This is a genomic window from Desulfobulbaceae bacterium (assembly GCA_015231515.1).
Classification (GTDB): Bacteria; Desulfobacterota; Desulfobulbia; order Desulfobulbales; family VMSU01; genus JADGBM01.
The window spans coordinates 1-6,540 of the sequence record JADGBM010000135.1 but is presented as its reverse complement, the minus strand read 5'-3'; the positions used below and the strand labels follow the sequence as shown (position 1 = coordinate 6,540).

General features: G+C 47.8%; 4 protein-coding genes. All 4 read right to left on the bottom strand.

All coding sequences use genetic code 11. From position 1 onward, the window contains the following. Positions 1-183: 183 nt before the first annotated feature. Entirely contained in the window at positions 184-1,050 is an 867-nt protein-coding gene (locus HQK80_14500; GenBank protein MBF0223409.1) for an SPASM domain-containing protein, read from the bottom strand. Positions 1,051-1,083: 33 nt separating this feature from the next. Then, complete coding sequence (locus HQK80_14495; GenBank protein ID MBF0223408.1) at positions 1,084-1,503, bottom strand: ATP-binding domain-containing protein; 420 nt, start codon at positions 1,501-1,503, stop codon at positions 1,084-1,086. Positions 1,504-1,527: 24 nt separating this feature from the next. After that, positions 1,528-2,877: an exodeoxyribonuclease V subunit alpha gene (recD, locus tag HQK80_14490; protein ID MBF0223407.1), complete on the bottom strand. Its 1,350-nt coding sequence runs from the start codon at positions 2,875-2,877 to the stop codon at positions 1,528-1,530. 16 nt (positions 2,878-2,893) lie between these two features. Next, positions 2,894-6,540: exodeoxyribonuclease V subunit beta (gene recB, locus HQK80_14485; GenBank protein MBF0223406.1), on the bottom strand; the 3,647-nt coding region annotated here is incomplete at its 5' end.

Here is a 6,540-nt window from a genome sequence, read left to right as displayed (position 1 = left end):
ATATGTTCCTATATCCCAGGGCGTTGCCCTGGGCTAGTATGTTACGCCCCTTTGGGGCTGAGGAAAAACACCCGCTAAGGAGGAAATGTTACTACTTAACTGTTTTTAGCTCAAGCCGAATATTTACGAAAAATCCCCCTGAGTCCCCCTGTAGAAAGGGGAATTCAGGGGGATTTTGTGAAGTCAGAAACTCTCACGGTAACTGCACCTGCGGCAAAGGGATTCCAGCAACCGCCTTTGAGAAAATCCTTCATACATCGCAGAGGCCCGTGACGACCTAAGTATGTCAGCTAAAGAAAGTTCGTGGATATTACCAAGCTTAATATCCGCCTCGGCATCCAGACAGCAGGGCACGACTGTTCCGTCGACCAAAATCGCCACATGGTCGCGCAATCCCCGGCAAAACCCTGAACTGCTCAACTCTGGGACCAGGCTATGCGGCCAGGAAAAGCGAGCATTCCGACTTAAGAATATGTTTGGGGCCAAAGTGATGCCATGGCCGGGAGTTACACCTTCAGCAACTCGTACCGGCAAGTGAAAAAAATTTTCAATTTCTCGCAGAATAAACTCATCGTGGGGAGAAATCGAAGTTCTTTCCTCTGTCACATTCCAGAGTCGCAAACTGATATAGATCGGTCTGGCAGTCCTGGCCATGTCGATAAAATCGAAAATTCCAGCCAGATATTGAGAAAGCCCTGCGCCTGCATCTATCTCAGCACCACTATGCAGAGAGATATTGAGCTGGCGTACTGCCGGACTTTCAAAAAGAATCTGCTGCCGTTTATGCAGCAAGGTCCCGTTGGTGGTCAGATTGACTGCCAGATTCTGCCCATGGCAATCAGCCAGCAATCGGCCAAGATCAGGGTGCAGTAAAGGCTCACCCAGTACATGCAGGGCAATATAGCTGGTGAACGCCTTCGCCTGCCGGATGATCACGGAAAACTCTTCCGGCGGCATATAGGCCTTGGCTCTTTTGCTGCGGTGGCAGAAGCTGCATGAGAGGTTACAGTTGTTGGTAATCTCAATAAATATTTTTTTAAATTTTTTCACATATCACGCGCACAAAAAAGTACCTTGTCATCTTCAATGCGCACCCGACAGTTTTTCCGATAGACCGGTGTTGCGCTGTGTAATTTTTCTGACCCCATCATTAAAAACATCCACGCTGCCCCAAAGCTCAAAACTCTTCTTGGCCCTGGTTATAGCTGTATACAGAAGTTCTCTGGTAACAAGTCGAGATGATTGTTCGGGTAGAACAAGAATAACATGATCAAACTCCGACCCCTGCGACTTATGGACCGTCAGGGCATAGGCTGTTTCATGGGCAGGTATGCGGGCTGTTGAAAAAGATCGAACCTGCTGCCGACTTGTTTCAAACCAGACCCGCAAGAGTCCTTGGTCATCGCTTAGAACTAAACCAATATCGCCATTAAACAGACCCAGCGCATAATGATTTCCGGTTATCATAACCGGTCTGCCCTCATACCATTCCCCCTGCTTCACGATCAGTCTCTTACTAACAAGCACCTAATCAACCCACTGATTCAGCTGTTCCACCCCCCAGGTTCCATGCCTGTGTGCACACAGCAATCTGAATGATTTCAGATATGCCAAAGCCTTAATGGGTGTTTTCTCATTAAGGTAGGCCGCAAACCCGGTACAGATTTGTGCTGAGAGATGTTCCTGGTCGATATCGAACCTGACCGTTTCGACAAGGGTGTTTTGATCTTTAAGTACGGTACTTGCCTCAGAAACATTGCCCGCCAGAACATTTCGTGCCAGCCGGCCAATCGCACTACTGGTGGCAAAACGATATGATTTTTCTAAAACCACTCGACAGTCCACAATTGCCCCTGCCGCAGAGCTGACAAGAAGAGTATTAAGGCGCGCTGCCCCTGCACGATCAAGCTGTTCTGCAAAGCCGGGCGAAAAAGTATTCGCAGCACCTTCACAAATATCTGCCAAAACACGTCCAGCCTCCACAGATGACAGTTGATCCTTATCTCCCAGCAAGATAACCCTTCCGGATTCGGGCATGGCTTCAAGCAATTTAACCATCATGGCCAGATCCACCATTGAGACTTCGTCAACAATCAGCACATCAAGGGGCAAAGGATTGTCTTTATTATGCCTAAAATAAGGCGAATGTCTTTTCGTGCCGAGCAGCCTATGTATTGTCTGCGCCTCCGGCAGTTCATCAAGAAGCCTGCTTATATCCTGGGGGAGTTTCTGTACACTTTCCTGAATTGATTCATGCAGTCGGCTGGCGGCCTTACCAGTCGGAGCAACCAGGCCAAAGCGCATCTTTTTATCCGGCGCAAGCAACTTAAGAAGAGTGATAATCTTGACAACAGTAAATGTTTTACCTGTCCCTGGCCCTCCTGAGATAATACATATCTTTTTCAAGGCTGCAGCGGCTACTGCGACCTTTTGCCAATCTGTTTCGTTCTCCGGCACTTCTTGAAATAAAAGGCCAAGTGCAGGTCTAACTGCGTCAAAAGTATAGCCATTTCGGCTAACCCGCTTTAAAATTTCCGAGGCTAGTCTTGTCTCATAGTCATAGTTGCGGCTTAGATATAACCGGGCTCCAGCCTCCAAAGTAAGCGGCGTAACCGCACCGTCAGGCGCCCCCACAAGCCTGCTTGCAACCAACACTCGCTGCCACTCTTCAAGACCCGGCATTATGAAGTTCGGCGTATCCAGGTCTACGGTATCATCAAACAACCTTTTATTGGCATAATCAGCCAACGGTAGACAGGAATGACCCTCTTGACTGAGCTGGACAACGAATGCCCCGCTCAACCAGACGAGTTCACCCGCCGAAGGATCAAGTCGTTTAAAGAACTTATAAAAATGGTGAAAAAGTGTAGATTTCATGGTTTTGGTCGGTTTTTCAGGCGTTCAGCAACTGTGCGTTGATCTGCTCGATCTCAGTCCAGGCTGGCCGGTCAAAATACACCCCAAATTCGGTGCCACATTGAGGATTCATCCCTCTTAAAAACAGATAATAGACCCCACCGAAATGTTTCTCATAGGAGTACCCAGGTAAACGGGTTGATAAATACCGATGCAGAGCAATCGTGTAAATTCGGTACTGCAGGTCGTAGCCAGCTGTTTCCATAACTGGTTTAAGCAAATCACGCTGATAATCTGTGTGCGAATTTCCCAAAAAATTTGATTTATAGTCTACGATGTAAAACTGGTCATTCCAGATAAAAAGTAAATCAATAAAACCCTTCATATAACTTTCAAGGGCAGATGACCCGGATTGTTTGGCATGCTGGTCATTGTAAAAGATTTCACGGAGCTTGAACTCTGATGCGGCCGGCAAAACGTAATGAAACTCCATCTCATCCAGACGCTGTTTACGGCTGATCATATTCAGTGAGAAATTCCCGGCTTGACATTCGAGTTCTACCCGAACCATTTCAGTAAGAAATTTTGTAACAACAGCTCCCCAGGTCTGCTCAAAACCGTAAAAGCTTAATTGCTCCTCGACAAGTTCGCCAATTACACCTTCAGCACTCTCCTGAAAATCCAACTTTTCCAGAATAGCGTGCAGGCAACTGCCGGCCTTGGCCCCCTTCGGGAAGGCAAACATGTCCATGGTCTCAGCTGAAGGGGGAATACGATTTTCAACTACCTGGTGATTCTGATCATGATCGGGTGCTTCCGCCTCAAACGAGCCGGCATGAGAATGCAACGAAGAGAAGCTATGAATACCGGAAGAATAATTAAAGTTTTTAGTAAAGACCTTAGCCGGTGCAAGTTCAACAGTCTGAGCTGGTTTAATGGCGAAAACCTCAGGCTGTTCGCTGATGTTCAGCAGCTGAATACAGCCGTCAGATCTCGTGGGTAGCTCGAGTAAAAATTCACGCCACTGTTCAGCAGAGTAGCTCTCGAAAAAACTTTGCAAGGCCTTAACGAGATTGTTGCCTTTGGGAAGTTCTCCGGCAAGATCATTAAGCAGGTATTGCAGCGCTGACGTTGCTGTTCGGCATTTATTCCTGGAAAACACCCTGCCCCAGTTAATAATAGATCGGTGCTGAGCCCTGGTAACTGCCACATAGAGCAGCCTCAACTCTTCGGCCAGCTCCTCCCTCTGCTGAATCAATAAATTATCGTCGAAATCCGCCGTATCAAAATCAACAGAGAGCCTGCCCTGTTCATTATGGTAAACAACATAGTCAGAAGTTTTCGGGTTGGTTAGCCGTGAATCCCAAAGAAATGGGCAAAAGACAACCGGATATTGCAGCCCTTTCGATTTGTGGATAGTAACGATCTGCACCAGATTCTCATCACTTTCAAGCCGGATCTGGCTGGCATCTCCTTGATCCGGATCATGCCGATTATCCTTCATCCATTTTATCAGCGCTTGCGGGTTCAACCCCTTCTCATGCTCTGCCTGCTGAAGCAGTTCAACTAAGTGCCGAACATTAGTCAACTGGCGCTCACTATCAAAACGTTTACTGATCCGCACAAAACTTTTTTCTTTATTAAAAAGTTCATACAGCATGGGCGCGACACCGCGCTCCAACCAGACATGATTATAATCAGCAAAGCGCTGAAGCCACTCATCCCATTGTTCATTCTCCTCCATCTCAGACAGGTCTTTTGCCGTTACGCCGAGCAGACTGGTCGTCAGAGCCGCCCGCAGACATCTTTCATTAAAAGGCTCCTGCACCGCCTCAAGAAGAAGTTCGATCTCACGCGCCTCCTGACCATGAAAAACAGTTTCCCTGGCCTGCACAACCGCAGACACACCCTGTGCGGCAAGGGCAGTTTTAACAATCTGCCCCTCCTTGTGACTACGAACCAAAACAGCGATATCAGCTGCGGCAAGGGGCGTATATTTAACAGAGCCATCAGCCGACGGCTCAACAAATTGTGCCTTATTACCCGATGAACCGGAAAGCAGGATAGCAATCTGACTTGCAAGCCAGGTAGAGACAAATTCCCGGGCCTCATCTATACCAGGCTGCTCGGCAAAAACGGCCAGCGTCATCGGGGCAGAAAGAGCCGAATCGATCTGCAGTATTCTTCTTTGCTGTGGTGGCGCCTCGGCGCTTCTAAACTCAATGTCAGGCAGAATAAAGGGGGGCAGATGATCTTTTTCAAACAGGCAATTACAGGCCCTGATCAATCCCGGCTCTGAACGCCAATTAACTGTCAGCGAATGAACGTTGGCGACTTGAGCTTTGGCTGCTGCTAAATAGGCAAAGATATCAGCGCCGCGAAATCCATAAATCGCCTGTTTGGGATCTCCCACCAGAAACAGTCCCTGGCCATGACCGGCCAGGTAGATCGTTTCAAAAATCTCATACTGCACAGGATCTGTATCCTGAAACTCATCTATTAAGGCAACAGGATACTTCCGGCCTACTCCTGCTGCAAATTTTTGCCCTGTGTTCGGACGTCGAAGGGCGTCGCGTACACCAGTCAACAGGTCATCAAACGAGATTAGGCCGCTCTCCAGTTTTAAGCTATGAAGCCTTCGCTGGCAGTGCTCGAGCAACATACCTAGAAAGCCATTTTTAGCCGCATCAAGGTTGACCGTTATTTGATCGCATAAATCAAAAAAATCATGCCGGGGAAGACTGTCCTCTTTTCCTTTTCTGGCGCTGGCCAGTAAGGCGCCGGTAGAGAGCCTATTAAGCGCATTAATTGGAGGAAGCAGGCTTGAGTCATCCGAAAAATACTGATCAAGTTCAGCAAACCAGCGCTCAAGATTATCTATTCGGTAACTCTTCTCAGCCCTACCCAAAGCGGCAGAAGATTCCAACATATCAACCAGGATCTGCCGTTTGGCAGCCCATAACTCTGCCAGCCGAGACAACGCTACGCCATCAATAGTATATGGATCCAGCCTTGATGAAAAGCTGATCGCCTCTGGGCCGGCAACCATGACGATTTTCAACAGTTTGGCAATCAGGGTTATGAGCGTATCGGGGAACCATTTACTGTGACATAAATATGCCGCAAACAGTGGATGCCAGCGCGGTGAATTTTCTAGCCAATAATCATCAATGATCTGTTGAAGCAGTTGGCTGTCGTTTTCAACAAACTCGGTCTCAAAAGGAAAAGCAGTTTCAAAGGCATAGTCTTGCAGAACACGCATACAAAAACCATGAATCGTATAGATGGCAGACAGATCAAACTCGGTAATTGCCAAACGCAAAAGAGAGGATAGACGGCTAAAATCCTTGCCCTGTTTTTCATAGTTGTCGAACAACTCTTCAAGAAAGCTGTCGTTAATACAACCATCCTGTTCACCTTCCTGACGACCTTTGCAAAGTCGGAAGGCATCACTTACCCTGGATCTGATCGCATCACGAAGTTCCTTACAGGCAGCCTCCGTGTAAGTAACAACAAGTATCTCTTCCGAACGAAGCTGTTCTTCAATCAACAGGCGTACGTAGAGACCTGTGATACTATAGGTCTTTCCGGTTCCGGCGCTGGCCTCAATGAGATGCACGCCATTAAGCGGGATATGAACTGGATTCAATCTTTCAACGGTCATTAGAGTTTCTGCCCTTGAAC